This is a genomic window from Bradyrhizobium sp. AUGA SZCCT0160 (assembly GCF_018130105.1).
Taxonomy (GTDB): domain Bacteria; phylum Pseudomonadota; class Alphaproteobacteria; order Rhizobiales; family Xanthobacteraceae; genus Bradyrhizobium.
In genome coordinates this window covers 128,262-151,715 of record NZ_JAFCMD010000019.1, presented here as the reverse complement: position 1 = coordinate 151,715, position 23,454 = coordinate 128,262, and the positions used below count along the sequence as shown (strand labels likewise).

At 62.8% G+C, this 23,454-nt stretch carries 19 protein-coding genes and 2 pseudogenes; 9 read left to right on the top strand and 12 right to left on the bottom strand.

The window, feature by feature from the left end; translation table 11 throughout:
• Positions 1–24 precede the first annotated feature (24 nt).
• Complete coding sequence (locus JQ558_RS27015; RefSeq protein ID WP_212295682.1) at positions 25–765, top strand: metallophosphoesterase; 741 nt, start codon at positions 25–27, stop codon at positions 763–765.
• 48 nt (positions 766–813) lie between these two features.
• A pseudogene (locus JQ558_RS27010) lies at positions 814–1,122 on the top strand (universal stress protein); the annotation flags it as partial.
• Positions 1,123–1,126: 4 nt separating this feature from the next.
• Here JQ558_RS27010 and JQ558_RS27005 read toward each other — a convergent pair.
• Positions 1,127–2,017 (bottom strand): LysR family transcriptional regulator, encoded by an 891-nt coding sequence (locus tag JQ558_RS27005; protein WP_212295681.1) that lies wholly within the window; start codon positions 2,015–2,017, stop codon positions 1,127–1,129.
• Positions 2,018–2,138: 121 nt separating this feature from the next.
• Here JQ558_RS27005 and JQ558_RS27000 point away from each other — a divergent pair, with 121 nt between their 5' ends.
• Genes JQ558_RS27000 through JQ558_RS26990 form a run of 3 tightly spaced genes read left to right on the top strand, consistent with a single transcriptional unit; the run spans position 2,139 to position 3,717 of the window.
• Entirely contained in the window at positions 2,139–2,864 is a 726-nt protein-coding gene (locus tag JQ558_RS27000) for an SDR family oxidoreductase (protein ID WP_212295680.1), read from the top strand.
• A 10-nt stretch (positions 2,865–2,874) separates the two neighbouring features.
• Entirely contained in the window at positions 2,875–3,351 is a 477-nt protein-coding gene (locus JQ558_RS26995) for a carboxymuconolactone decarboxylase family protein (protein WP_212274347.1), read from the top strand.
• Positions 3,352–3,363: 12 nt separating this feature from the next.
• Positions 3,364–3,717: an Atu4866 domain-containing protein gene (locus JQ558_RS26990; RefSeq protein WP_212204577.1), complete on the top strand. Its 354-nt coding sequence runs from the start codon at positions 3,364–3,366 to the stop codon at positions 3,715–3,717.
• Positions 3,718–3,745: 28 nt separating this feature from the next.
• On the opposite strand, the gene JQ558_RS26985 is transcribed toward JQ558_RS26990, so the two are convergent.
• The 3 genes from JQ558_RS26985 to JQ558_RS26975 all read right to left on the bottom strand — a co-directional run bounded on the left by JQ558_RS26985 (position 3,746) and on the right by JQ558_RS26975 (position 5,712).
• Entirely contained in the window at positions 3,746–3,922 is a 177-nt protein-coding gene (locus JQ558_RS26985) for a hypothetical protein (protein ID WP_212205046.1), read from the bottom strand.
• 624 nt (positions 3,923–4,546) lie between these two features.
• Complete coding sequence (locus JQ558_RS26980; RefSeq protein ID WP_212295679.1) at positions 4,547–5,005, bottom strand: hypothetical protein; 459 nt, start codon at positions 5,003–5,005, stop codon at positions 4,547–4,549.
• Between the two features lie 149 nt (positions 5,006–5,154).
• The gene (locus tag JQ558_RS26975) at positions 5,155–5,712 is read right to left on the bottom strand and encodes a hypothetical protein (RefSeq protein ID WP_249142649.1); all 558 of its coding nucleotides are present in this window, start codon (positions 5,710–5,712) and stop codon (positions 5,155–5,157) included.
• 124 nt (positions 5,713–5,836) lie between these two features.
• Here JQ558_RS26975 and JQ558_RS26970 point away from each other — a divergent pair, with 124 nt between their 5' ends.
• Positions 5,837–6,130: an antibiotic biosynthesis monooxygenase gene (locus JQ558_RS26970; RefSeq protein ID WP_192734137.1), complete on the top strand. Its 294-nt coding sequence runs from the start codon at positions 5,837–5,839 to the stop codon at positions 6,128–6,130.
• A 502-nt stretch (positions 6,131–6,632) separates the two neighbouring features.
• Here the strand turns inward: JQ558_RS26970 and JQ558_RS26965 are convergent.
• Entirely contained in the window at positions 6,633–6,827 is a 195-nt protein-coding gene (locus JQ558_RS26965; RefSeq protein ID WP_212295678.1) for a hypothetical protein, read from the bottom strand.
• 2 nt (positions 6,828–6,829) lie between these two features.
• On the opposite strand from JQ558_RS26965, the gene JQ558_RS26960 reads away from it, so the two are divergent.
• Positions 6,830–7,366: a hypothetical protein gene (locus tag JQ558_RS26960; RefSeq protein WP_212295677.1), complete on the top strand. Its 537-nt coding sequence runs from the start codon at positions 6,830–6,832 to the stop codon at positions 7,364–7,366.
• A gap of 268 nt (positions 7,367–7,634) precedes the next feature.
• On the opposite strand, the gene rpe is transcribed toward JQ558_RS26960, so the two are convergent.
• Complete coding sequence (rpe, locus tag JQ558_RS26955) at positions 7,635–8,336, bottom strand: ribulose-phosphate 3-epimerase (protein WP_212295676.1); 702 nt, start codon at positions 8,334–8,336, stop codon at positions 7,635–7,637.
• A 258-nt stretch (positions 8,337–8,594) separates the two neighbouring features.
• Between rpe and JQ558_RS26950 the strand changes: the two genes are divergently transcribed.
• On the top strand, positions 8,595–9,347 hold the full coding sequence (locus JQ558_RS26950; protein WP_212204587.1) for an EF-hand domain-containing protein: 753 nt from the start codon (positions 8,595–8,597) through the stop codon (positions 9,345–9,347).
• 93 nt (positions 9,348–9,440) lie between these two features.
• Here the strand turns inward: JQ558_RS26950 and JQ558_RS26945 are convergent, their stop codons facing one another.
• Together JQ558_RS26945 and JQ558_RS26940 are read right to left on the bottom strand one after the other, a co-directional pair.
• Complete coding sequence (locus JQ558_RS26945) at positions 9,441–10,436, bottom strand: P1 family peptidase (protein WP_212295675.1); 996 nt, start codon at positions 10,434–10,436, stop codon at positions 9,441–9,443.
• Between the two features lie 83 nt (positions 10,437–10,519).
• Positions 10,520–13,300, bottom strand: coding sequence for a PAS domain S-box protein (locus JQ558_RS26940; protein ID WP_212295674.1), 2,781 nt, complete (start codon positions 13,298–13,300; stop codon positions 10,520–10,522).
• A gap of 367 nt (positions 13,301–13,667) precedes the next feature.
• Here JQ558_RS26940 and JQ558_RS26935 point away from each other — a divergent pair, with 367 nt between their 5' ends.
• Entirely contained in the window at positions 13,668–14,069 is a 402-nt protein-coding gene (locus JQ558_RS26935; RefSeq protein WP_212295673.1) for a response regulator, read from the top strand.
• Positions 14,070–14,084: 15 nt separating this feature from the next.
• Here the strand turns inward: JQ558_RS26935 and JQ558_RS26930 are convergent, their stop codons facing one another.
• The 4 genes and pseudogenes from JQ558_RS26930 to JQ558_RS26920 all read right to left on the bottom strand — a co-directional run bounded on the left by JQ558_RS26930 (position 14,085) and on the right by JQ558_RS26920 (position 23,317).
• Positions 14,085–15,587, bottom strand: coding sequence for an HWE histidine kinase domain-containing protein (locus tag JQ558_RS26930; RefSeq protein WP_212295672.1), 1,503 nt, complete (start codon positions 15,585–15,587; stop codon positions 14,085–14,087).
• A gap of 14 nt (positions 15,588–15,601) precedes the next feature.
• The gene (locus JQ558_RS26925; protein ID WP_409410588.1) at positions 15,602–20,986 is read right to left on the bottom strand and encodes a HAMP domain-containing protein; all 5,385 of its coding nucleotides are present in this window, start codon (positions 20,984–20,986) and stop codon (positions 15,602–15,604) included.
• A 183-nt stretch (positions 20,987–21,169) separates the two neighbouring features.
• A pseudogene (locus JQ558_RS38400) lies at positions 21,170–21,262 on the bottom strand (hypothetical protein); the annotation flags it as partial.
• A gap of 936 nt (positions 21,263–22,198) precedes the next feature.
• Positions 22,199–23,317 (bottom strand): branched-chain amino acid ABC transporter substrate-binding protein, encoded by a 1,119-nt coding sequence (locus JQ558_RS26920; protein ID WP_212204597.1) that lies wholly within the window; start codon positions 23,315–23,317, stop codon positions 22,199–22,201.
• Between the last annotated feature and the right edge of the window lie 137 nt (positions 23,318–23,454).

The following is a 23,454-nucleotide window of genomic DNA, read 5'->3' as shown; positions in this document are numbered from 1 at the left end:
CCTGACGACGGCGCGGAGGAAGATGTGCGTCTTGCGGTGTTTGCGGATATCCATGCCAACCGGCAGGCGTTCAGCGCCTGCCTTGCGGCGGCGCGCGCGCGGGGCGCCGAGCGGATCATCTGCCTCGGCGACATCGTCGGCTATGGCGCCGACCCCGAATGGGCGGTCGAGACCGTGATGGACCTCGTCCATGGCGGCGCTATCGCCGTGCGCGGCAATCACGACAACGCGATCGGCACGCCGTCCGAGACCATGAATGCCGCGGCTCAGGCCGCGATCGAGTGGACGCGCGGGCGGCTGAGCGCACCGCAGCGGCGGTTCCTCGCCGAATTGCCGCTGACGCAGCAGGAAGACGATCGCCTCTACGTGCATTCCGAAGCCAGTCATCCGGCGCGATGGCGCTACGTCGAGGGCACCTCGGAAGCCGCCCGAAGTATCGAGGCCACCGAGGCTCACGTTACCTTCTGCGGGCACATCCACCAGCCCGCGCTCTATTCGATGTCCTCGGCGGCGAAGATGACGAGCTTCGTCCCGACCTCTGATGTCCCGGTGCAACTGCTGGGGGGCCGGCGCTGGCTGGCCGTTGTCGGCTCGGTCGGGCAGCCGCGCGACGGCAATCCGGCGGCGGCGTTTGCGATGCTCGATACCGCGACGCGCGAGATCACCTATTGCCGGGTGCCCTACGACGTCGAGACTGCGGCGGACCGGATCCGCGCCAACGGCTTGCCGCGCTGGCTGGCCGATCGCCTGCTTGAGGGGCGGTGAGCAATGGCGAAGCCTTCGATCGAGCCGGGCGCCGAACTCGACGGTAGGACCATCGACCGGACGCTCGACGAACAGGGCAACAACAAACACATCGACCGGCTGGTCGCGCTGCGGCACTGGGCCTCGCCATTAAAACTCGACGAGAGCCGGCTCACCGTGCATGTGCTGGAAGCGATCGATCCGGCATCCGCGATTCTGGAATTTACCGCAGTCAATCAGGTCGACCATATCGTCATCGGCGCGCGGCAGAATTCGATGATGCGGACGTTTCTGGGCAGCGTCTCGGCCAAGGTTGCGGCCGCGGCGGCAGAGCAGGAAGAAAAAAGCGGCGGCAAGCCGAAGGCGATCGAGGCTTAAGGGTTCATCTGAAGCGCTGGACGTGATCGATCAGCGCGCGCAGTTTCGGGGCCGTGTTGCGGCGACTTGGGTAATACAAATAGAAGCCGGCGAAGCGCGGGCAATATTCTTCCAGGATAGACACGAGTTCGCCGCGCTCGATCGAGGGGCGAAAGCTCGCTTCCATGCCAAAGGTGATGCCATAGCCGGTGACGGCGAGCTTGATCATCAGCGCCATGTCGTTGGTCGTGATCTCGGGCGCGACGGCGACGCTGAACTCCTTGCCGTGCTCGGCGAATTCCCAGCGATAGGGTGCGACCCTGGGCGCGGGGCGCCAGCCGATGCAGCGATGACCTGCAAGCTCGCTTGGATGTGACGGCACTCCGAACCGGTCGCGGTAGGCCGGGGCGCAAACCGCAAGCTGGCGCTCGTCGCCCGCGACGGACACCGCGATCATGTCCTGCTCGATCACTTCGCCGAGTCTGACGCCGGCGTCATATCCCTCGGCGACGATATCGAATTCCTCGTCGGTCACGGTGATGTCGATCTGGATTTCCGGATTGGCCTCGGCAAACGTCGCCAGGAACGGGCCTGCGAGAAAGCGCTCCGCGATCGATGAGACGGCCAGCCGCAGCTGCCCGCGCGGCAGCCCGCGCAGGTTCCCGGTGGTCTCGATGGCCGCGCGCATCTCTGCAATCGCGGGCGCCGTCTCGGCAAAGAGGCGTTCGCCGGCCTCGGTCAGGCTGACGCTGCGCGTCGTGCGCTGCACCAGTGCAATGCCAAGCGTCTCTTCCAGCCGCCGGATGGTCTGGCTGACCGCCGAGCGCGTGACCCCCAGGCGGTCGGCCGCCGCGCGAAAACTCCGCTCCTCGGCCACGACGGCGAAGACGGCCAGCGCATTGAGGTCCGGTTCCATTGGTTAGATTTTCTTTCCATATTGGGAAGAAATGGTCGTCTTCCGTCGACAATGGGCCAGATCTATCTTCCTGGCAACCGCTCAAGGACGGCTCGCAAATCAGCCAGGAAAGAGACCAGATATGTCGCTGAACAAAGTCATCCTCGTTACGGGCGCTTCCAGCGGCATCGGCGCCGCCATCGCGCGGGAGGTCGGCGCCGCCGGCGCGAAGGTCATGCTCGGTGCGCGCCGCTTCGACCGGCTGGACGCGCTCGCGGAGGAAATCAGGGCCAGCGGCGGAGAGGCGATGCCGCGCCGCGTCGACGTCACCGACCGCGCCGACGTCGCGGCGTTTGCGGAAGGCGCGCGGCAGGCCTGGGGCCGCGTCGACGTCATCGTCAACAATGCCGGCGTCATGCCGCTTTCGCTGATGGCCTCGATGAAGGTCGATGAGTGGGACCGCATGGTCGACGTCAACATCAAGGGCGTGCTGCACGGCATTGCCGCGGTGCTGCCGGAGATGACCGCCCGGGGCTCCGGCCATGTCGTCAACATCGCTTCGATCGGCGCGCTTTCGGTTGTCCCAACCGCTGCGGTCTATTGCGCGACCAAATATGCGGTGCGCGCGATCTCGGATGGATTGCGGCAGGAACACGACAACATTCGCATCACCTGCATCCATCCCGGTGTGGTCGAGAGCGAGCTTGCCGACGGAATCACCGACCCGGTAGCGGCGGAAGCGATGAGGACTTACCGCGCCATTGCGCTGCAGCCCGATGCGATCGCTCGCGCCGTCCGCTTCGCCATCGAACAGCCCGACGACGTCGACGTGAACGAGATCGTCATCCGGCCGACAGCCTGCAAATAAGGAGGCAGAAATGGGTTTTCGTTTTCACCGTTCGTACAGAGCAATCGCTGTAGCGGTTATGCTCGGTGGGATTCCGGCGGCGGCCAACTCGCAGACAACAGAAGAGCGCCTGCAACGCGGGGACGCTGTCGTGCGAAGCCTCAACAACGGGCAGCCGCAGCCCACCCTGGAGCGCATGCGGCGGGAGTTTCCATTCCTGGCCGAAGCCACCCAGGGCTATGCGCTGGGCGATGTCTGGTCCCGACCGGGCCTCGACAACCGAACGCGCCAGCTTGCCGCCGTCGCCGCATTTGCGGCAATCGGAGAGGTGGTCTTCATGAAGGTCCATGCCGGCTATGCGCTCAATGTCGGCGTATCCGAGGATGAGTTGAAGGAAGTCATCTACATGGTGACAGTTCCGGCTGGCTTCCCTCGGGCAATTTCGGCGTCGCAAGCGCTGTCCGAGCTGTTCGCCGCGCGTCGTGCAACGCCAGGCAGGCAACCCTGAGGAGGCCAGCCCATGAAGCATCCATTGATATTTGCGGCTGTCACGCTTCTCGCGGGCGCGGCTGCCTTGCCCGTAAAGAAAGGTCTCGCTCAGATGAACTCCGATCGGAAATCTGCCGCCCAGCCGGCACAAAACCATTCCTACGCCGGCATGTGGGTCACGGCCGACGGCACCATCCGCCACAACCTGCTCCCGAACGGCCGCTACGACGAAGCGCGCGGCAATCGCGAGAGCGCCTACCAGGGACGCTATGAGATCCGCGGCAATCACATCGACTATTGGGATGACACCGGTTTCACCGCCGATGGCGACTTCATCGACGGCGTGCTGTATCACGGCGGCATGATCTTGCGTCGGAAGGAATAGCCGCGCCCGACGCACAAGCAGCCTTGCGTCAGGCGGCGCGAACCTGATCGATCGGGCGCTTCGCGTCACGTGGCGGCTTGGTGTCGCGATCCTGCCAGACGTCGAAGAACTGGATGATTTCGCGGCAGGGTTCGCAACGGAACATGTTGCGCGACGACGCCGACTTCGACATCTCATTCAGACAGTTCGGGCAAAGCGGATTCATAGCGGTCTCGAAATTCTGATGCTGTAATATTCGGCGGCAGCGACAGTTCCCACGCACGGCGCAATAAAATGCGAACAGGCCGGCTTCAATTTGGGGAACGGTGTTTAGCGGCGATCCTGTAACCGCATCCGGCTTTCCAATTCGTAAAGATCGGACCGGGAACCGCTATCGAGCCGGTTCATCGTCGGCCGGCGCCACTCGTATCGGCTGAAGAAGAATTCGAGATCAGGACGAACACACCGCGCGAGGCGCTTGCGCCTCATCGATCGCCTCGCGACCGCGCTTTCCATCAACTCACTTGCGGGCGCGAGCGCGAGCGTATGCTCTCTTCCTGGTTCCTGGTTCCGCCGCCAGCAGGCAAACGGTGACGGCTGCATTGAACGCAAGCCACAGCGCCACACCAGTCCAGACCCATGTCATCGTCATCGTGCCGCACTCCCAAAAATCCGGGAAGCGCGTTGTGCTCGATTTGCCGTTCTCCGTGAAGACCGGACTTCTACGGTAGGTCGCACGAAGTCTATGCATGCGGCGGCGCATTATGAATTGCTGCAGGTGCGGTGCGTGACCTGCGTGGCGGCATCATTCGCGGGCCTCGGATTGTCGACGTCAGTCTACGCGCCTGATTCACTCGAGTGTCTGCACAGGCGGCGGTGTCGTTGCCACAGGCGCTGCTGTCGTCGCTGCAGGCGCCGATGTCGTTGCCGAAGGCGCCGATGGCCTCGCGCTCGGCGCTGCATTGCTGGCTTCGTTCCTGGTCGTCGCGACACGCGCGTCTTTTTCGACGCGAGCGGCGGCCGGTCTGGTTCCAGCGCTACCGACAGCTTCCGCTCTCGCGCCGCGCACGCGCTCTTTCGAGGCCTGCCGGCGCTGTCGCGGCGGGCCTGACCTTTCAATTCCCCAGGACCGCGCGATCGCAGGTCCCGCCGAATAGCCGATGAAGGCGCCGGCGACCGCGCCGATCGGTCCCAGCACCACCGCGCCCGATACCGCACCCAGTGCGGCGTCACTGGCCCGGTGCTGCGCAAAGGCTACGGACGGCGCAAGCATCAGGATGATGGCAGCTGCGGTTAGGGCTTTGGTCATGGCGTGGTTCCGTCGAATATCAGGGTTCGACGGTGTTACGGCTTTATGGCCAGACCATGAAGCTTCGTGGCCAGACGATGAAGCTTAAAGGTCAAGACGATGACACCTCGGGTTCCATCAGCCGCGAGCGGAACCCTGACGGAAACTCGCTAGTCGCGCTGCGTAGTCCCGGCGCGCGCGCGTTCGAGAATATCCCGCACCGCCGCGGGATTTCGAATGCAACGAAACCCGTAGCGGCCGGTGTAGTCGGTATCGGGCGACCGGGTCGAAATACCTGATGCGAAATTCAGGTGGCCTGCGCCGCGGCCAATGTCGAGGATTTCGAACGTCGCGTCCATGTCCTCGAACGAAGTGCCCCTGACGGTCGGTTTGCCCCAGGCCGTGCGCAAAATCAGCGCGCGGCGATTGGTGATCACGCATAGCGTCTGCCAATCGTACAGCAGCATCACCAGGGGTGCTGCGATCATCATGGCGCCGAACAGCAGAAGAAACATCGCTGCCTGATCGATCCAGCCTCTGGAGATCGCAATCGCGGTGGGAGCCAGCCAGGGAAATCCGATCCACCACAGAAACCGCCACATCAGCATGTTGGCGACAGCGTCGGGCTGTTCCTGCCAGAGCACGCGCTCGCCGTGCTGCAGCGCCTCGGCCAGCAGCCGCCGCAGCTTCGCGGAAAACAGCGTCGATCGAATTTCATCCAAGCTCATGTCTGTTGGTCGCTTGCGGTGCAGGAATGGTTCGGGACGCCGCCGCAACGCTCGATGGCGCGATTGCAAGGGTTGGCGTAAAGTGCGGCGTGGGGCGTCTGCTACCGGTGAAGGAGGATCTCCCATGTATGCCGCCATTCGTCAGGGCAAGGCTAAGACCGGCATGGCCGAAGAACTGGCACGCAGGATCAAGGAAGGTGCGATTCCGATCATCAGCGATGTCGAAGGTTTCATGGCCTACTACGTGGTCTATGCGCCCGACGACACCGTGACCGCGATCAGCATCTTCAACAATTACGCAGGCGCCGAGGAGTCGAACCGGCGCGGGATCGCCTGGATCGAGCAGAACCTGACGCCTTTGCTCACGGGACCGGCGACGGCGGTTGCCGGACCCGTGATCGTCCATACGCTGGCCTGACAATTGGCAGAAATCGTAGGGTGGGCAGAGCCAACGGGTCGCGCGAATGCGCGCCCGATGACAGGCTCCGCGTGCCCACCGACAAGAAGATGGTGGGCACGGCGCTAGCGCGCCTTTGCCCACCTGACGAATTGGCAGCAAGCAGAACGGTGTCGCTCGCCAGGGCGTGAACCCGTAATCTGTAGCGTTGGTGCGCACAACGGACTCAAGTCGGACATCGCTCCATGTCCGAAAAGTGCCAATAGGCGACCTGCGGATATGCCGTGTGCATTTGGTAGAGTTTCATGAGACATCTTTATTGAGTTTTAGGAGATGTGCGTCACAACCTTTGCATGAAAACGGCCGCACCTGCACTCGGGCTCTTAGCATACTTTTGTCTGTGCATCATTGTGGGAACAGCTGGTACCTGATAGCCTTTTCATACGCGCTCCTTTGGCCTTCCATATTTGCGTTTGCGATTCTTCCCGGTGTCCTGATCGGCACCCGTATGCGGACTTGGCAATCAAGCGTTATTGTTACTGAAATAATTACCATAGTTGCCGCGACCATGGTTGATCATCCGACCCTCGAACAATTGGTTCAGCCGCTGTTTGGTATGCGGCTCGCTATCGTTCACCTCGCCCTTTTCCCACCACTCCTTCTTTCGGTCCTCATTGGTCACTTCGGGAAGAAACGGAAACATGACCACACTGCGCATCTATGATCTTCGCGAAGGAAGTACTGGCGCTGGATTTGCGCGACCTAGTTGATTTTCTTGCGCCACGTTCATTGGAGGCAAGCTGGATCGTTTCACCGGTCAGTGTGGAATACCCCACTTTGGGGCGTGCTTTTGATCAGTTTGAAATAGTGCCGAACCGGGCGGGTGAGGACCATTTGGAGATTTTGGCGGCCAGCGGCGCGGCGGTCAACGGCATGGCCCTTTCGAAATATGCGCACGAAACGCTGCAAGTGATCTGGGGCCAGTTCGTTGCGACGCTTCCCGATCAGACGGACGTGTGGGTCACGATAAGAGCGATAGACAGCACCTTCTATGAAGTGACCACTTCGGATGAAGAGGCGCTGGCAGAAATAAGGTCCGCTTACCAAGACGTGCGCGATGCCTCTGGTCCCGTCTCTTCAGCGCCCTTTCCGCATGTACCCTGCGAAGGCGGCGAGTCGTATGTCGCGTTGAACATCAAGCCTGTCGAAGTAACTGGGATATTTGGCAACACTCAGATAAAGCGAGCTCTCGAATAGGCGTCGATTTTGACACGTCCGCAGCATGTCCGGTCACGGGGTAATCTCGGCAGTTCCGGTTGTCCGGTTTTGCCGGTTGAAGGCATCGGTTTGGCCGTGATTCAAGCGCTATTTCTGACGCGAGCGGGACATTCCAATTTAGCGAAACCAAAGCCGACCATGCCGGGGACGCGGTCAGCTATGCGGCTATCAGAATGAAGGCCGTTCCCGATGTGCGTGTGGTGCACGACATCATCCGGAAGGCATCGGCGACGACGTCCTGACTGAGCTAGATCGCTTCGCCGCGCGCCATCGCCGCCGCATTGCGGATCGCTGATATGTTGGTCTTGTAGGCCTCCACGGTGCCGCCCTTGAACACCGCGGAGCCCGCCACCAGCGCGTTGGCGCCGGCGGCGGCGAGTTCGCCCGCGACGTCGGGGCCGACGCCGCCGTCTACCTCGATATCGATCGGACGGCCCGCGGTCATCGCCCTGATGTCGCGCACCTTGCCGAGCGCCGAGCGGATGAAGGCCTGGCCGCCGAAGCCGGGATTGACCGACATCACGAGCACGAGGTCGATCAGGTCGATGACGTATTCGAGTGCGCTTACCGGCGTGCCCGGATTGAGCGAGACGCCGGCCTTCTTGCCGAGCGCGCGGATCGCCTGCAGCGAGCGATGCAGATGCGGACCGGCTTCGGCGTGGACGGTGATCTGGTCGCAGCCGGCCTTGGCGAAGGCTTCGAGATAGGGATCGCACGGTGCGATCATCAAATGCGCGTCGAAGATTTTCTTGGTATGCGGGCGCATCGCCTTGATGACGTCGGGGCCGTAGGAAATGTTCGGCACGAAGTGCCCGTCCATCACGTCGAGATGGATCCAGTCGGCGCCAGCGGTGTCCACCGCGCGGACTTCCTCGCCCAGCTTGGAGAAATCCGCAGCGAGGATCGACGGGGAAATGATGAGCGGACGCGACGCAAATTGCTGGGACATGTGCGCTCCGGTGCACAAGGGACGGATTTCCCCGCGTATCATGCAGGGCGGCCGGGGGCAATGCGGCTGCGAAAGACTCCGGTCGGGCGGAAAAATCTGCCGTCGCGGGCAGCTATTGCCGGGCATGTTCCCGACTTGGCGGCCCGGACAGGATCAGGAAAGCCGCGGTTTTGTTGGGTTTCTCGCCGTGGCACGGCGCTTGCTGAGGAACCGGCATGAACGAGGGGCCGCTCTGAGCGGCGTTGTTGGGGTTCTGTCATGTTGCTTGCTCTTGGTGCCGCGTCATCGGCGATCGATGCCCTGCAGGCGCTGACGTCCTCGAAGTCGTCGTCCGCAAAAGCCACCGGAACGAGCAAGGCAAGCCTGTTCGACTCTTTCGCGAGTGCCTCGGCCTCGACCGGTTCGAGCAGCAGCGCCGGAGGTAACGGCGGTTCGCAGATCTCGCCGGCAACCATGAGCGCGCTGCTGGCTGCGCAAAGCCAGTCCTCGACAGGATCGACGTCACAGGCGTCGACGAGCCGCTCGGACTCGCTCAAGAGCCTGTTCTCGCAGATCGACGGCAACGGCGACGGCAAGATCACCAAATCGGAATTCAACGATGCGCTTGGCGCGGGCGGCACCAATCTGGATCAGGCCGGCAGCGTCTTCGGCAAGCTCGACAAGGACGGCGACGGCTCGGTCAGTCTTGGCGAACTGGCATCGGCGCTGAAGGGCGGCAAGGGCCGCCACCACCATCACGAAGCCAGCGGTTCCGGCGAGAACGGATCGAATTCCGATCCCCTGATGCAGGCGCTGCAGGGCGCCTCCAGCACGTCCGTCACCAACAGCGATGGGTCAGTCACGACATCGCTGACCTATGCGGACGGTTCCAAGGTGACGATGACGTCGGCCGCATCGGCAAGCGCTTCGAGCGCCGCAACATCGTCGTATAATATCATCGAGAAGATGATCCAGCGTCAGGCCCAGGCGATTTCAGCTTCGGCCACGGCATCGCTGTCGCTGAGCGCCTGATCTTTTTTGTTTGACGCGTTTTCTTCACGCGAACGGGCTCCACTTCGCTTGAAAACGCTCTAAGAGACCCGGCGACGCTTCGGTAGTCGCGACCTAGCCGAAGCGATCCCCCCACGCCGGTAGCGCGCCCAGAAAGGGCAGCGCGGTCGCCTGATGGACGCCGCGCGCAATCGCGCGGGCAACCACATTGGCCGCCACCATCCCGAGTTCGGTGAGGCCATGCCGCGGATCGACCGGCTTCTTGCCGGTCGCCGCCGCAAACACCACGTCGCCGTCGGTTGGCGCATGCACGGGATAGATCGCGCGTGCCATGCCGGTCTGCGCGATCATCGCGAGGCGCTTGGCCTGCGCCTTCGTCAGCACCGCATCGGTGACGACGACGACCAGCGTGGTGTTTTCGCCGGAGATCGGTTCCGGGGCACCCTTGAGCCGCGCCTTCAGCATGTCTTTCGTGAATGACGGCGGCAGTCCGTGTCCGCCATACTCGTCGCCGATTTCGAACGGCGCCGCCCAGAACCACGGCCCGTCGCCGACCGTCACGCTGCCGACGGCGTTGACCACCGCAAGCGCCGCCACCATGACGCCATCTTCGGTTTGCGCGGAGGCCGAACCAAGGCCGCCCTTGAAATTGGCGGTGGTGGCGCCAAGGCCGGCGCCGACGCTGCCGAGCGCGAAATCGGTGCCCGCCGCGCAGGCGGCGGCATAGCCGAGATCGCGATAGGGCGGGAAACGTCCCCAGGCCTTGTTGCCGCCGTTGAGAAGATCGAAGCAGATCGCACCGGGCACGATCGGAATAACCGCTTCACGGATCCGCAGGCCGCGCCCCTGTTCGGCGAGCCAGGCCTGTACGCCGCCCGCGGCATCCAGCCCAAGCGCCGAACCGCCGGAGAGCGTAATCGCGTCGACGGCCTCGACCGTGGCTTCAGGCTTGAGCAGGGCTTCATCGCGGGTGCCGGGGCCGCCGCCGCGGACATCGATCGACGCGGTCGCGGGGGTATCGAAAATGATCGCGGTAACGCCGGATGCGACGGAAGCGTCTTCGGCGTGGCCGACGCGGACGCCGGAGATGTCGGTGAGAAGGTTTTTCAAGATGCCGGTCCGTTCAAGTCCGCGCCGATTGCGGCCATCGATATCTTTTCATCCTCGCCGATATATCGGCCGTCAACAAGGCTTCAACTGCCAAGCGCCAATCTGAACATCCTGGCGAGTTCGGACTTGCGGTACGGCTTGGCGAGCAGCAGCACGCCGGAATCGAGGCGGCCGTGGTGAACGATGGCGTTCTCGGTATACCCTGAGGTGTACAGCGTCTTCAGCGACGGGCGCCGTTTCAGCGCTTCGTCGACCAGCTGGCGGCCATTCATCATGCCGGGCATGATGACGTCGGTGAAGAGCAAATGCAGGGTCGGGGCGGTATCGATGATCTGCAGGGCCTCGCTGGCATTGGCCGCCTCGAGCGTGGTGTAGCCGAGGCTTTCGATCTGCGTCATCACGTAACGGCGCACCAGCGAATCGTCTTCGACGACGAGAACGGTCTCGGTGCCGCCCTCGACATTGGCTGATATCGCGGCTTCGGCGGCGGTCTGGTTCAATCCCGTGGCGCGCGGCAGGTACATCTTGACAGACGTGCCGTGGCCTTCCTCGCTGTAGATCTTGATATGGCCGCCCGACTGCTTGACGAAACCGAACACCATGCTGAGCCCGAGGCCAGTGCCCTTGCCGACCTCCTTGGTGGTGAAGAAGGGATCGAACACCCGCTCGATCAGCGCTGCGGGGATTCCGGTGCCGGTATCGCTCACCGCGACCATCACATAATGGCCGGGCACGACGTCGCTGTGCATACCGGCGTAGTTCTCGTCGAGATAGATGTTGCCGGTCTCAAGCGCGAGCTTGCCGCCATTGGGCATGGCGTCGCGCGCGTTGAGGGCAAGGTTGAGCACCGCCGTCGAGAGCTGGTTCGGATCGACCAGGGCCGTCCATGCATCCTCGGCCAGCAGCGGCGTGATCTCGACGTTCTCGCCGAGCGTCGGATGCAGCAGTTTGGCGGCCTCCAGCACCAGCCCATTGACGTCGACTTCGACGGGCTGCAGCGGCTGCTTGCGGGCAAAGGCAAGCAGATGCTTGGTCAGGTTGGCGCCGCGTTCGGCGGCTTCGTCGATCAATTTGGTAATGGCGACGAGTTCGGGCTTGTCGGCAACCGATTCCTCCAGGATTCCGATGGTCCCGGTGATCACGGTCAGGATGTTGTTGAAGTCGTGCGCGACGCCGCCGGTCAGCTGGCCGATCGCGTCCATCTTCTGGATGTGCCGCAACTGGGCTTCCGCCGCCTGCTTCTCGGTGAGGTCGCGGCCGATGAAGAAATGCCGTCTCACCGGCTCCGACCAGGTGCCGGTCCAGTTCAATGTGACGGACTGTCCGTCCTTGTGGACGTAACGGGTCTCGAAGTTTCGCATTTCATTTCCGCGGCGCGCGGCACGCATCTCTGCGCGCGTGCTCTCGAGATCGTCGGGATGAATGAATAGCAGGGCGCTCTGGCCGGCCATTTCCGAAGGGTCATAACCAAGGATGACTTTGGCGCTCGGACTGACCTGGATGAGATTCCCTTTGCTATCGGATACCAGGATGAGGTCATGCGAGGTCTCGAAGATGCGCTGCCGCTCTTCGATCTCCTGATTGAGCGCCTTCTCTGTTCGCTTGTTTTCGGTGATGTCGCGCGCGATCATGGAGGCGCCGACAATTTCGCCCGAGGCCGACCGGATCGGCGAGATGCTCAGCAGGACATCCACGTTGCGGCCGTCCTTGTGCAAGCGCACCGTTTCGTAGTCTTCCATCCTCTCGCCGCGGCCGACCTGTTCGAGGATGTTGCCAACCTCGGCGCGGCGATCCGGTGGAACAATGATGTCGATGCGCCTGCCGACGGCTTCGATTGAAGTGAAGCCGAACAAGCGTTCGGCAGCGCGATTCCAGGCGGTGATGATGCCGTCGAGCGATTTGGTGATGATGGCGTCGTTGGAGGATTCCACGACCGCGCTGAAAAGACGTTCGCGCTCGGTGTGGAGGCTGCGCTCGGAGGCGGCCTGGCGACGCAGCTTTTCGAGCAGCCGCGCCAACTGGCCTTGCAGCGACATATTGTCGATCAACAGCACCGCGAGGACGAAACTGGCCGCGCAAAGTCCGTAGAGCCGGCCGGCATAAAAACCCAGATCGAACCTGGCCGCGTTGAGAATTCCGGACAGCGCGATGTCGTACATCCAGGCACACATTACGACCATCAGCCAGACGTCGAGCACGGAATGCGGTCGCCGGTGCCACAGGATCAGCAGCGCTGCGAAGCTGAGAAGCACTTCCGCCGACAGGGTACCGATCAGCGTGTAGGTGAAATGTCCGCCACTGATCATGACAGGCAGCAGGTCATGTCTGGCGGTGACGAACCAGGCGGCAAAGGATATCGCCGCTGCGACCGCGATGATGCTGCCCAGGATCGCCCGTACCTCGGATCCCGGGATTTTCGGGCCGCCATCCTTGTCCTTCATGAACGCATAGCCGAGCACGAGAACCGGAAATACGATGTGCCAGATCTGGTAAAGCCAGGCGGTTGTTTGCGGGCCGGCATTGAGCAGCCCGGTCGGAGCAAACACACCTGGAAAGCTCAGGCCGTGGACGATCGCAGCGGCGGCGGTGAACAAATATCCACTTGCGAGCAGCAGCAGCGCCCGCGAGCGCAGAATCGTGAACTGCGAAAACAGCAGAATGGCGGTGATGAGATCGTTGATCGCGAGCGCGGATTGATAACTAGGAATGAAAGCCGGCACCGGGGTCAGTGGCACCCTGGCATAAACCGCAGCGATGACGAACAGAATCGACGAGACCGCGACGACGGCGAGTGCCCGCGCGCGATCACGGCTGCTCGCCGGCAGGGTCGATAGAAAGATGTTGCGTTCGTCAGCCGTCAGCATCGTTGTCCCTGGCAAACTGGCATCGAACGCGCCATCGGACCAGTACCAAATGCGCGAACATTAACCTATCCACTGAAGTGGCGTATCTAGCCGATAGGCGGATATCGATCGGGAGGACTAACAGACTAAAAACAGCAGGCGACGCGGAGCTGCTCAGGGGCCAAAATGGGCACGCCAGGTCTACAATGAGGTCGGGCCGGATGGAATCAACCCAAGGCTACATACTACCCATTCAATTCATGGCCGGAAAGACAGGTCCCGGGTAACCGGCCCTTTACCCAAACGCTGAATATTCTACGCGGCACTGCGTCTTCGTCGGGTACTTTTATCATAGGCTATCTGCGCGGCCGTTCGGGAATTTTTTTTCATGCCCCGTGTTCTTGTGATCGACGACCAGTCCGACGTGCGCACGATGATCTCGATCGTGCTGCGGATCAACCAATTCGAAATCGTCGAGGCCGCCACCGCCGAAGCGGGATTGAAGGCATTCGAAGCTGAGGATTTCGACCTCGCGATCGTCGATATCTTCCTGCAAGGTTCGAACGGCTCCGATGTGATCGCGACGATGCGCGAGCGGGTGCCCGACCTGCCTGTCGTCGCGATATCCGGCATGACGGCGCTCGACTTCCTGTCGAAATCACCTGAACTGGCTGGCGTGGTCTGCCTGCAAAAGCCGTTTCGTCCGACCGACCTGATCCGCGCGATCGAAGCGGCCCGGGAAGCGATGCGGCCATCGGCGGGCGCCGTTGCCGGGGCGGCGGCGCGGTAATCCGCCCGTCAGCCGTCACGGCCGGGCTGACTGTCCAACGCGCCGGCTGCCGGCATCACCCGCCACGGTTTCCCGAGGCGGAGCCGGATCGGGCGCGGTCTGGCGCGCCAGCGGAACCAGGAGCCGGCAAACGAGACCTTCCGGGCGCCAATCGAATTCGGCCTTTCCGCCGAGCTGCGACTCGATGCTGGCGATAACGCTCCGTGTGCCAAATCCCCTTGATATCGGTTTTTCGACCACAGGTCCGCCGGTCTCCATCCACACGAGGTCGAGAAGCCCCGACTCGAGTTCCCACTTCACCGATAGCCGGCCCGTCAACGCCGACAGCGCGCCATATTTGGCCGAATTGGTGACGAGCTCGTGCAGCGCCAAGGCCACTGTCTGTGCGGTCGCCGGTTGCAGCTGCACCTCGGCGCCGCGCAATGCGATCTGATCGCCCATCGAATATGGCGCCAGCTCTTCGTCGATCAGCTTGCCTATTTCGGCGCCTTGCCAGCTCGACAGTGAAAGCACGGTGTGAACCCGTGCGAGCGCGGTGATGCGCCCTTCGACCGAGCGGATGTAGCTCTTGACGTTTTCGCCGCGCGTCAGCCGAACGATCGACTGCGCCAGCGCCAGCGCGTTCTTGGCGCGGTGGTCGACTTCGCGGGCGAGCAGGGTCTGGCGCTCTTCGGCCTGCTTGCGTTCGGTGATGTCGACCGTCACGCCGCTGACGCGGATGACGCGGCCGTCCTTGTCGGTGCTCGCTGCGGCTGTTCCCGCGCACCAGCGCACTTCGCCATCGGGGCGGATGATGCGAAATTCCGCTTCGTAGGATTTCGCGCCTCGGGCGAAACTCGCCCACGCATCGTGCAGTTCCAGGACGTCGTCCGGATGGATCAGGGCCTGAATATTGGCCGGTGTCAGCTCAATGCTGCCGGGATCGACGCCGAGAATTTGATATTGGCCCTCGTCCCACATCCAGTCGCCATTGACCCAGTCCCAGTCCCACGACCCCATCTTTCCCGCGGCGATCGCCAGGCTCCGGCGCTGCTCGCTTTCCAACAGCCGCGCATGGGATTCTTCCAGTTCGGCGGTGCGGGCCCGAACCCGGTCCTCGAGCTCGACGTTGAGCCGCTCCAGCTGACGGGTCTTGCGATAGAGTTCGGCGAACACCTTGATTTTGGCGCGCAACACTTCAGGCACCACCGGCACCGGAACGTAGTCGACCGCGCCCATCTCGTAGCCGCGCAGCCGGTCCAGGTCGCTGACCTGGATCGCCGAGATGAAGATCATCGCCGTCTTCTGGAAACGGGGATGTTCGCGGATCATCGCGGCGAGCTCGAAACCGTCCAGTTCCGGCATGCAAACGTCAACCAGGATGATGGCGACGTCATTCTTCAACAGGAACTCAAGCGCCTCGCGCCCGGAGGAGGCCGAGACCAGGTTCTCTCCAAGCTCCTTCAGGATGACCTCATAGGCGAGCAGCTTTGCCGGCTGATCGTCCACCAGAAGTATGTTTACTTTCTCTTGGTCCATCATCTGCGCGCCGATCAACGGTGGAGCCACATACGGATGGCAAGGAGCAACTGCTCGGTGTTGACCGGTTTTGCCAGATAATCCGACGCTCCGGCCTCGAGGCATTTCTCGCGGTCGCCCTTCATCGCTTTTGCGGTCAGCGCGATGATGGGCAGGCGGCCAAACGACGGGTTTTGCCTGATCACCCCGATGGTCTGGTAGCCGTCCATCTGCGGCATCATGATATCCATCAGCACGATCGCTATCTTGGGATTGGATTCGACCAGCGCAATGGCCTCATGGCCGGTGGTCGCCGTCAGCACCTTCATGCCGCGCCGTTCCAGCACGCTCGACAGCGCGAAGATGTTCCGGGCGTCGTCGTCCACCAGAAGCGCGGTCTTGCCAACGAGATCCTCATCGGAACTATTGAGTTTCTCCAGCATCCTCTGCTTTTCGACCGGCAATTCCGTGATCACACGGTGCAAAAACAGCGACGTTTCGTCGAGCAGGCGTTCCGGCGATTCCACGCCCTTGACCACGATGCTGCGGGCCATGGTGTGGAGTTCCGCGTCTTCCTCGGCGGAAAGTTCCCGCCCTGTGAACACGACCACCGGCACGTTCGACAGCGCCTCGTCGTTGCGGATCTGGTCCAGTACCTCGAAACCGCTCATGTCCGGTAGCCGCAGATCCAGCACGACGCAGTCGCAGGGGTTGTCGCGCAGGGTCGAGAGGGCGCCGGCGCCGGTATCGCTGGTGAGGATCTCGATATCTACGTGATCGAGCAGGGCCTTGATGCTCATCTGCTCGGCGGCGTTGTCTTCCACAATCAGAAGGCGCTTGCGCCGCGGCTTGGCGTATTCCTTGATCTGGGACAGTGCGGCGCTGACGCCTTCGGTGGTGGTCGGCTTGTTGACGAAGGAAAACGCGCCGCGTGCCAGCGCGTGCTGGCGATCCTCGTCGAGCGTGATGATCTGCACCGGAATGTGCCGGGTCAGCGGATTATGCTTGAGCTGGCTCAGCACGGTCCAGCCCAGCATGTCCGGCAGGAACACGTCGAGCGACACCGCCGTGGGCTGGAACTGCTTGGCGAGCTCAAGCGCCTCGGCGCCGCGATTGGCGACCAGGACCTTGAAGCCCTTGTCGCGGGCGAGATCGATCAGCACCCGCGCGTAGTGCGGATCGTCCTCGACGATCAGAAGGATGGTGTCGCCGGCCTCGAGATTGAGCCGGTCATCCGGCAGCTGCTCGATCACCCGCTCCTGGGTCGCGGCAACCTGCAGCGCCGGCGCGGTCAGATAGGGCGACGGGGCAGGGGTGCGCGGCGCGACGGTGGGCCCGGAATATTTCAAGGGCAGATACAGGATGAAGGTGCTGCCCTTGCCCGGCGCGCTGCGCAGATGAATCTCGCCGCCGAGCAGGCTTGCAAGTTCGCGGCTGATGGCGAGACCGAGGCCGGTGCCGCCATATTTCCGGCTGGTGCCGGCATCGGCCTGCTGGAACGCCTCGAAGATCAACTTCTGTTTTTCCGGCGGAATGCCGATGCCGGTATCGGTGACCTCGAAGGCCACGACCGCGGGAGCGTGGTTCAGGATCGGGTGCTCCGCGCTCCATCCGCCGACGGCTGCGGACACGGTCAGCCGCACACCGCCTTCGGCGGTGAACTTGAACGCGTTCGACAGCAGATTCTTCAGCACCTGCTGCAGGCGTTTGGAGTCGGTCACCATGCTGCGGGCGAGGTTCTCGTCGACGCTGATGTTGAACGAGAGCTGTCGGTTGTCGGCTTCGTGCCTGAACGGCCGGCCGACGGTTTCCAAAAGGTTCGAGGTCAGGATTTCCTCGGCATCGACCGTCACCGTTCCGGATTCGATCTTCGACAGGTCGAGGATGTCGCTGATCAGGTTGAGCAGGTCGGTGCCGGCGCCGTGGATGGTGCGGGCGAACTCGACCTGCTTGGCCGACAGATTGCCGTCGGGGTTTTCGGTGAGCTGCTGGCCGAGGATCAGGATGCTGTTGAGCGGCGTGCGCAGCTCGTGCGACATGTTGGCGAGGAATTCGGACTTGTACTTCGAGGTCAGCGAAAGCTCGGTCGCCTTCTCCTCGAGCGCGCGCCGCGCCTGTTCGATTTCCTGGTTCTTTCTTTCCACCTCGACGTTGCGTTCGGCGAGCTGCTGGGCCTTCTGCTCGAGCTGTTCGTTGGTCTGCTGCAGCTCCTTCTGCTGGGTCTGCAATTCGCCGGCGAGCTGCTGCGACTGCTTCAGCAGGCCTTCGGTCTGCATCGTGGCCTCGATCGAATTGAGCACGATGCCGATGGAGTCGGTGAGCTGTTCGAGGAAGGTCATCTGCGAGGTCGTGAACGAACTGACCGAGGAGAGCTCGATCACCGCCTTGACCTGGTTTTCGAACAGGACGGGCAGCACGACGAGGTTCTTCGGGACCACGCGGAGCAGCGCCGAATTGATCGGTATGGTGTCGGCCGGGATGTCCGAGATCACGCGCTGGCGCTTGTCCATCGCGGATTGCCCGATCAGGCCTTCGCCGAATTGCACGAATAGCGGGTGAGGGTGGTCGCCGTCGCCGGCGTAGGCCGACAACAGGCGCAGTTGCCGGTTGTCTTCGCTTTCGACGCGGTAGATGACGCCCATATGGGCGTTCACCAGCGGCGTCAGTTCGGTCAACAGCAGCCGGCCAACCGTGGTGAGATCGCGCTGGCCCTGCAGCATGTTGGTGAATTTGGCGAGGTTGGTCTTCAGCCAGTCCTGTTCCGAGTTCACGTCCGTGGTCAGGCGGAGAGTGCCGATCATGGTGTTGATGTTGTCTTTGAGTTCGGCGAGTTCGCCGCGTGCGTCGACCTGGATCGAGCGGGTAAGGTCGCCTTTTGTCACCGCGGTCGCGACCTCGGCGATGGCGCGCACCTGCGAGGTCAGATTGGCGGCGAGCAGGTTGACGTTGCCGGTAAGGTCCTTCCAGGTGCCGGCAGCGCCGGGCACGTTGGCCTGGCCGCCGAGCCTTCCTTCGACGCCGACTTCGCGCGCCACCGAGGTGACCTGATCGGCGAAGGTCGCCAGCGTCTCGGTCATGTTGTTGATGGTATCGGCGAGCGCGGCGACTTCGCCCTTCGATTTCACCGTCAGGTCCTGCTTCAAATCGCCGTTGGCGACCGCGGTCACCACCTTGACGATGCCGCGGACCTGTTCGGTCAAGTTGGCCGCCATGAAGTTGACGGTGTCGGTGAGGTCCTTCCAGGTGCCGGCGACGCCGGGCACCTGCGCCTGGCCGCCGAGCTTGCCCTCGGTGCCGACCTCGCGCGCGACGCGGGTGACTTCGCCGGCGAACGCGTTCAGCTGATCGACCATCGTGTTGATGGTGTTCTTGAGTTCGAGGATTTCGCCCTTCACGTCGACCGTGATCTTGCGCGACAAGTCGCCGCGCGCCACTGCCGTGGTGACCTCGGCGATGTTGCGGACTTGCGTCGTCAGGTTGGCCGCCAGCAGGTTGACGTTGTCGGTCAGGTCCTTGAACGTTCCGCCGACGCCGGGCACCACCGCCTGGCCGCCGAGGCGTCCCTCGGTGCCGACTTCGCGCGCGACGCGGGTCACTTCGGCCGCGAACGAGCGCAGCTGTTCGACCATCGTGTTCAAGGTGTCCTTGAGCAGCAGGATTTCGCCGCGCACGTCCACGGTGATCTTCTTGGACAGGTCGCCGCCGGCGATCGCGGTCGCGACCTCGGCGATGTTGCGGACCTGCGCCGTCAGGTTGGAGGCCATGAAGTTGACGTTGTCGGTGAGGTCCTTCCAGGTGCCGGCGACTTCGGGCACTTGCGCCTGGCCGCCGAGCTTGCCTTCGGTGCCGACTTCGCGCGCCACGCGCGTCACCTCGGAGGCGAAGGCGTTGAGCTGATCGACCATCGTGTTGACGGTGTTCTTCAGCTCGAGAATCTCGCCCTTGACGTCCACCGTGATCTTCTTGGACAGGTCGCCCTTCGCCACCGCCGTGGTCACTTCGGCGATGTTGCGGACCTGGCCGGTGAGGTTGCCGGCCATCGAGTTGACGTTGTCGGTAAGATCCTTCCAGGTGCCGGCGACGCCGGGCACGTTGGCCTGACCGCCGAGCCGGCCTTCGGTGCCGACCTCGCGCGCCACGCGGGTCACTTCGCCCGCGAAACGGTTGAGCTGGTCGACCATCGTGTTGAGCGTTTCCTTGAGCTGCAGGATCTCGCCGCGCACGTCCACGGTGATCTTGCGCGACAGGTCGCCGCCCGCGATCGCCGTCGCGACTTCGGCGATGTTGCGGACCTGCGCGGTCAGATTGCCGGCCATCGAGTTCACGCTGTCCGTCAAGTCCTTCCAGGTGCCGGCGACGCCGGGCACTTCGGCCTGGCCGCCGAGCTTGCCGTCGGTACCGACCTCGCGCGCCACGCGGGTCACTTCGCCGGCAAAGGCGTTGAGCTGGTCGACCATCGTGTTCAGCGTTTCCTTCAGCTGAAGGATTTCGCCTGACACGTTGACGGTGATCTTCTTGGACAAGTCGCCCTTGGCGACGGCGGTGGCGACTTCGGCGATGTTTCGCACCTGGCCGGTGAGGTTGCTGGCCATCGAGTTGACGCTGTCGGTCAAGTCCTTCCAGGTGCCGGCGACGCCGCGCACCAGGGCCTGGCCGCCGAGCTTGCCTTCGGTGCCGACCTCGCGCGCGACGCGGGTGACTTCGCCGGCAAACGCGTTGAGCTGGTCGACCATCGTGTTGACGGTGTCCTTCAGCTCCAGAATTTCGCCGCGCACGTCCACCGTGATCTTCTTCGACAAGTCGCCATTGGCGACCGCCGTCGTCACTTCGGCGATGTTGCGGACCTGAGCCGTCAGGTTGCTCGCCATCGAGTTGACGCTCTCGGTGAGATCCTTCCAGGTGCCGGCGACGCCGAGCACGTTGGCCTGACCGCCGAGCCGCCCGTCGGTACCGACTTCGCGCGCGACGCGCGTGACTTCGCCGGCAAACGCATTGAGCTGATCGACCATCGTATTGAGCGTTTCCTTCAGCTGAAGGATTTCACCGGATACGTTGACGGTGATCTTCTTGGAAAGGTCGCCGCCCGCGATCGCGGTCGCGACGTCGGCAATGTTACGGACCTGCGCGGTCAGGTTGGAGGCCATGAAGTTGACGTTGTCGGTGAGGTCCTTCCAGGTACCGGCGACGCCGGGCACCTGGGCCTGACCGCCCAATTTGCCCTCGGTGCCGACCTCGCGCGCGACGCGCGTCACTTCGGAGGCAAACGAGTTGAGCTGGTCCACCATCGTGTTGATGGTGTCTTTCAATTCCAGAATTTCGCCGCGGACGTCCACCGTGATTTTTCGCGAGAGGTCGCCGCGGGCCACCGCGGTGGTGACGTTGGCGATGTTGCGGACCTGCGCGGTGAGGTTGCCGCACATCGCGTTGACGGAGTCGGTGAGATCCTTCCAGGTGCCGGCGACGCCGGGCACGATCGCCTGACCGCCGAGCTTGCCGTCGGTGCCGACTTCGCGGGCCACACGCGTCACTTCGGAAGCGAACGAGCGCAACTGGTCCACCATCGTATTGATGGCTTCCTTCAGCTGCAGAATCTCGCCGCGGACGTCGACCGTGATCTTTTTCGACAAGTCGCCATTGGCGACCGCGATGGTGACTTCGGCGATGTTGCGGACCTGGCCGGTGAGGTTGTTGGCCATGGAGTTGACGCTCTCGGTCAAATCCTTCCACACGCCGGTCACTTCCGGCACCTGCGCCTGGCCGCCGAGCTTGCCCTCGGTACCCACCTCGCGCGCCACGCGCGTCACTTCCGAGGTGAACACGCTGAGCTGCTTGATCATCGTGTTGACGATGTTGGCGGACTGCAAAAATTCGCCGCCCAGCGGGCGGCCATCGACATCGAGTTGCACGGTCTGCAGCAGGTCTCCCTGCGCCACGGCGGCGACCGCCCGGGTCACCTCGCGGGTCGGCCATAGCAGGTCGTCGATCAGGGTGTTGACCGACCCTTCCATGTCCGCCCACGAGCCGCTCGAAAGATCGAATTTGACGCGCTGGCGGGTTTTGCCCTCGCGGCCGACGACCTGTCCGACACGCTCCAGCTGCTGCGCCATTCGTTGATTGGCGGCAACGATCTCGTTGAAGGTGTCGGCGATCTTGCCCTCGATGCCGAGATGATCACCGGTCATCCGCACCGAGAAATCGCCGGAGCGCATCGCCTGCAGCGCGTGCAGCAGGTCCTGCATCGGGTCGGGCGTGCCGTTGGCTTGCGCCTTGGCTTTGGAGACGCGGCGGACCGGAGGTGATGCTCCAGGGGAAAGATCACTCATGGTGTCTCCTCGAGGCGATTTCGCGCGAATCTGGCCGCTGGTATGCGATTGCGCCATAAGACGTGCCGCCCGATCGGAGATCAAGGTGGAACAGCAGGTGATGCAGCAAAATCAATGACATGGAACCCAGCCCGAACTGTTTAAAACCGCTCGGATGCTTTTGGTTCCACCGCCCCGGGAAAAAAGTTCCATATTGTGAAAGGCCGTTAACCATTGCGGGCTTCGGGCTTTCCTTGATGAACGCGCCGCAAACAAAAAACGCCCCGGCAAAGCCGGGGCGTTGGTTGCTGACAAAGCTTGGGAGGGGTCTTAAGAACCCTTCGGATTGATCTCGGTGTAGTTGCCCTTGGCATCCCACTTGTAGACGACATAGTCGATCGCCTTGATGTCGCCCTTGGCATCGAAGCCCATCTTGCCGAGCACGGTATCCCACTCACCGGCCTTGATGGTTTCCATCACCTTCTTCGGGTCGGTCGTACCGGCCTTTGCCACCGCCTTCGACCAGACCTGAATCGTGGCGTAGGTGTAGAGGGTGTAGCCTTCGGGATCGATGTTCTTGGCCTTGAACTTGGCGACGATCTCCTTGGCGGTCGCCTTGTTGCGCGGGTCGGGACCGAAGGTGAACAGCGTGCCTTCGGCGGCGGGACCTGCGATCGAGGCGAACTCCTTGTCGTTCAAGGCGTCGCCCGCCATCAACACCGTCTTCAGGCCCTGGTCGCGCATCTGGCGCAGGATCAGGCCGGATTCCTGATGATAACCACCGACAAAGACCAGATCGATATTGTCGCGCTTCAGCCGCGACACGATCGCGTTAAAATCCTTGTCGCCCTTGTTGTAGGATTCGAACATCTTCTCGGTGACGCCGGCCTTGTTGAGCGCCTTCTTGGTTTCGTCGGCGAGGCCTTTGCCATAGGTGGTCTTGTCGTTGAGGATGGCGACGTTCTTGCCCTTGTAGTTCTTGACGATGTAATCGGCGGCGACCAGGCCCTGCTGATCGTCGCGGCCGCAGACGCGCGCCACGTTCCAGAGCTTGCGCTCGGTGAACAGCGGGTTGGTCGAGGCCGGCGTAATCTGCAGCACGTTGCCGTCGGCATAGGCTTCCGACGCCGGGATCGATGAGGACGAGCAGAAGTGACCGGCGACGAACGGGATCTTCGCGCTGGCGAACTTTTCCGCCACCGAGCGCGCCTGCTTGGGATCGCAGGCATCGTCACCGACCTGCAGCGCCAGCTTCTTGCCTGCGACGCCGCCGGCGGCGTTGATGTCGGCCACCGCCTGTTCGGCGCCGTTTTTCATCTGCCGGCCGAACGCGGATTCGCCGCCCGTCATCGGGCCCGCCACTGCAATATTGATGTCCTGCGCCAGCGCGCTCGCCGATAGCGCGAATGATGCGCCCAATGCCAGGCCGATGAGTTTCAGTGATTTCATGAGTGTCCTCGCGGGGATAATCGCTACGGGACGCACCCGGCGAACCGGGTACGCAAACCGGGGCCATTGTCCGCTGATTTTGCGGCGAAGTCATCGGCAAAATTCGGGCAAGTCCACGGTCCGTTCGCAGCATCTTG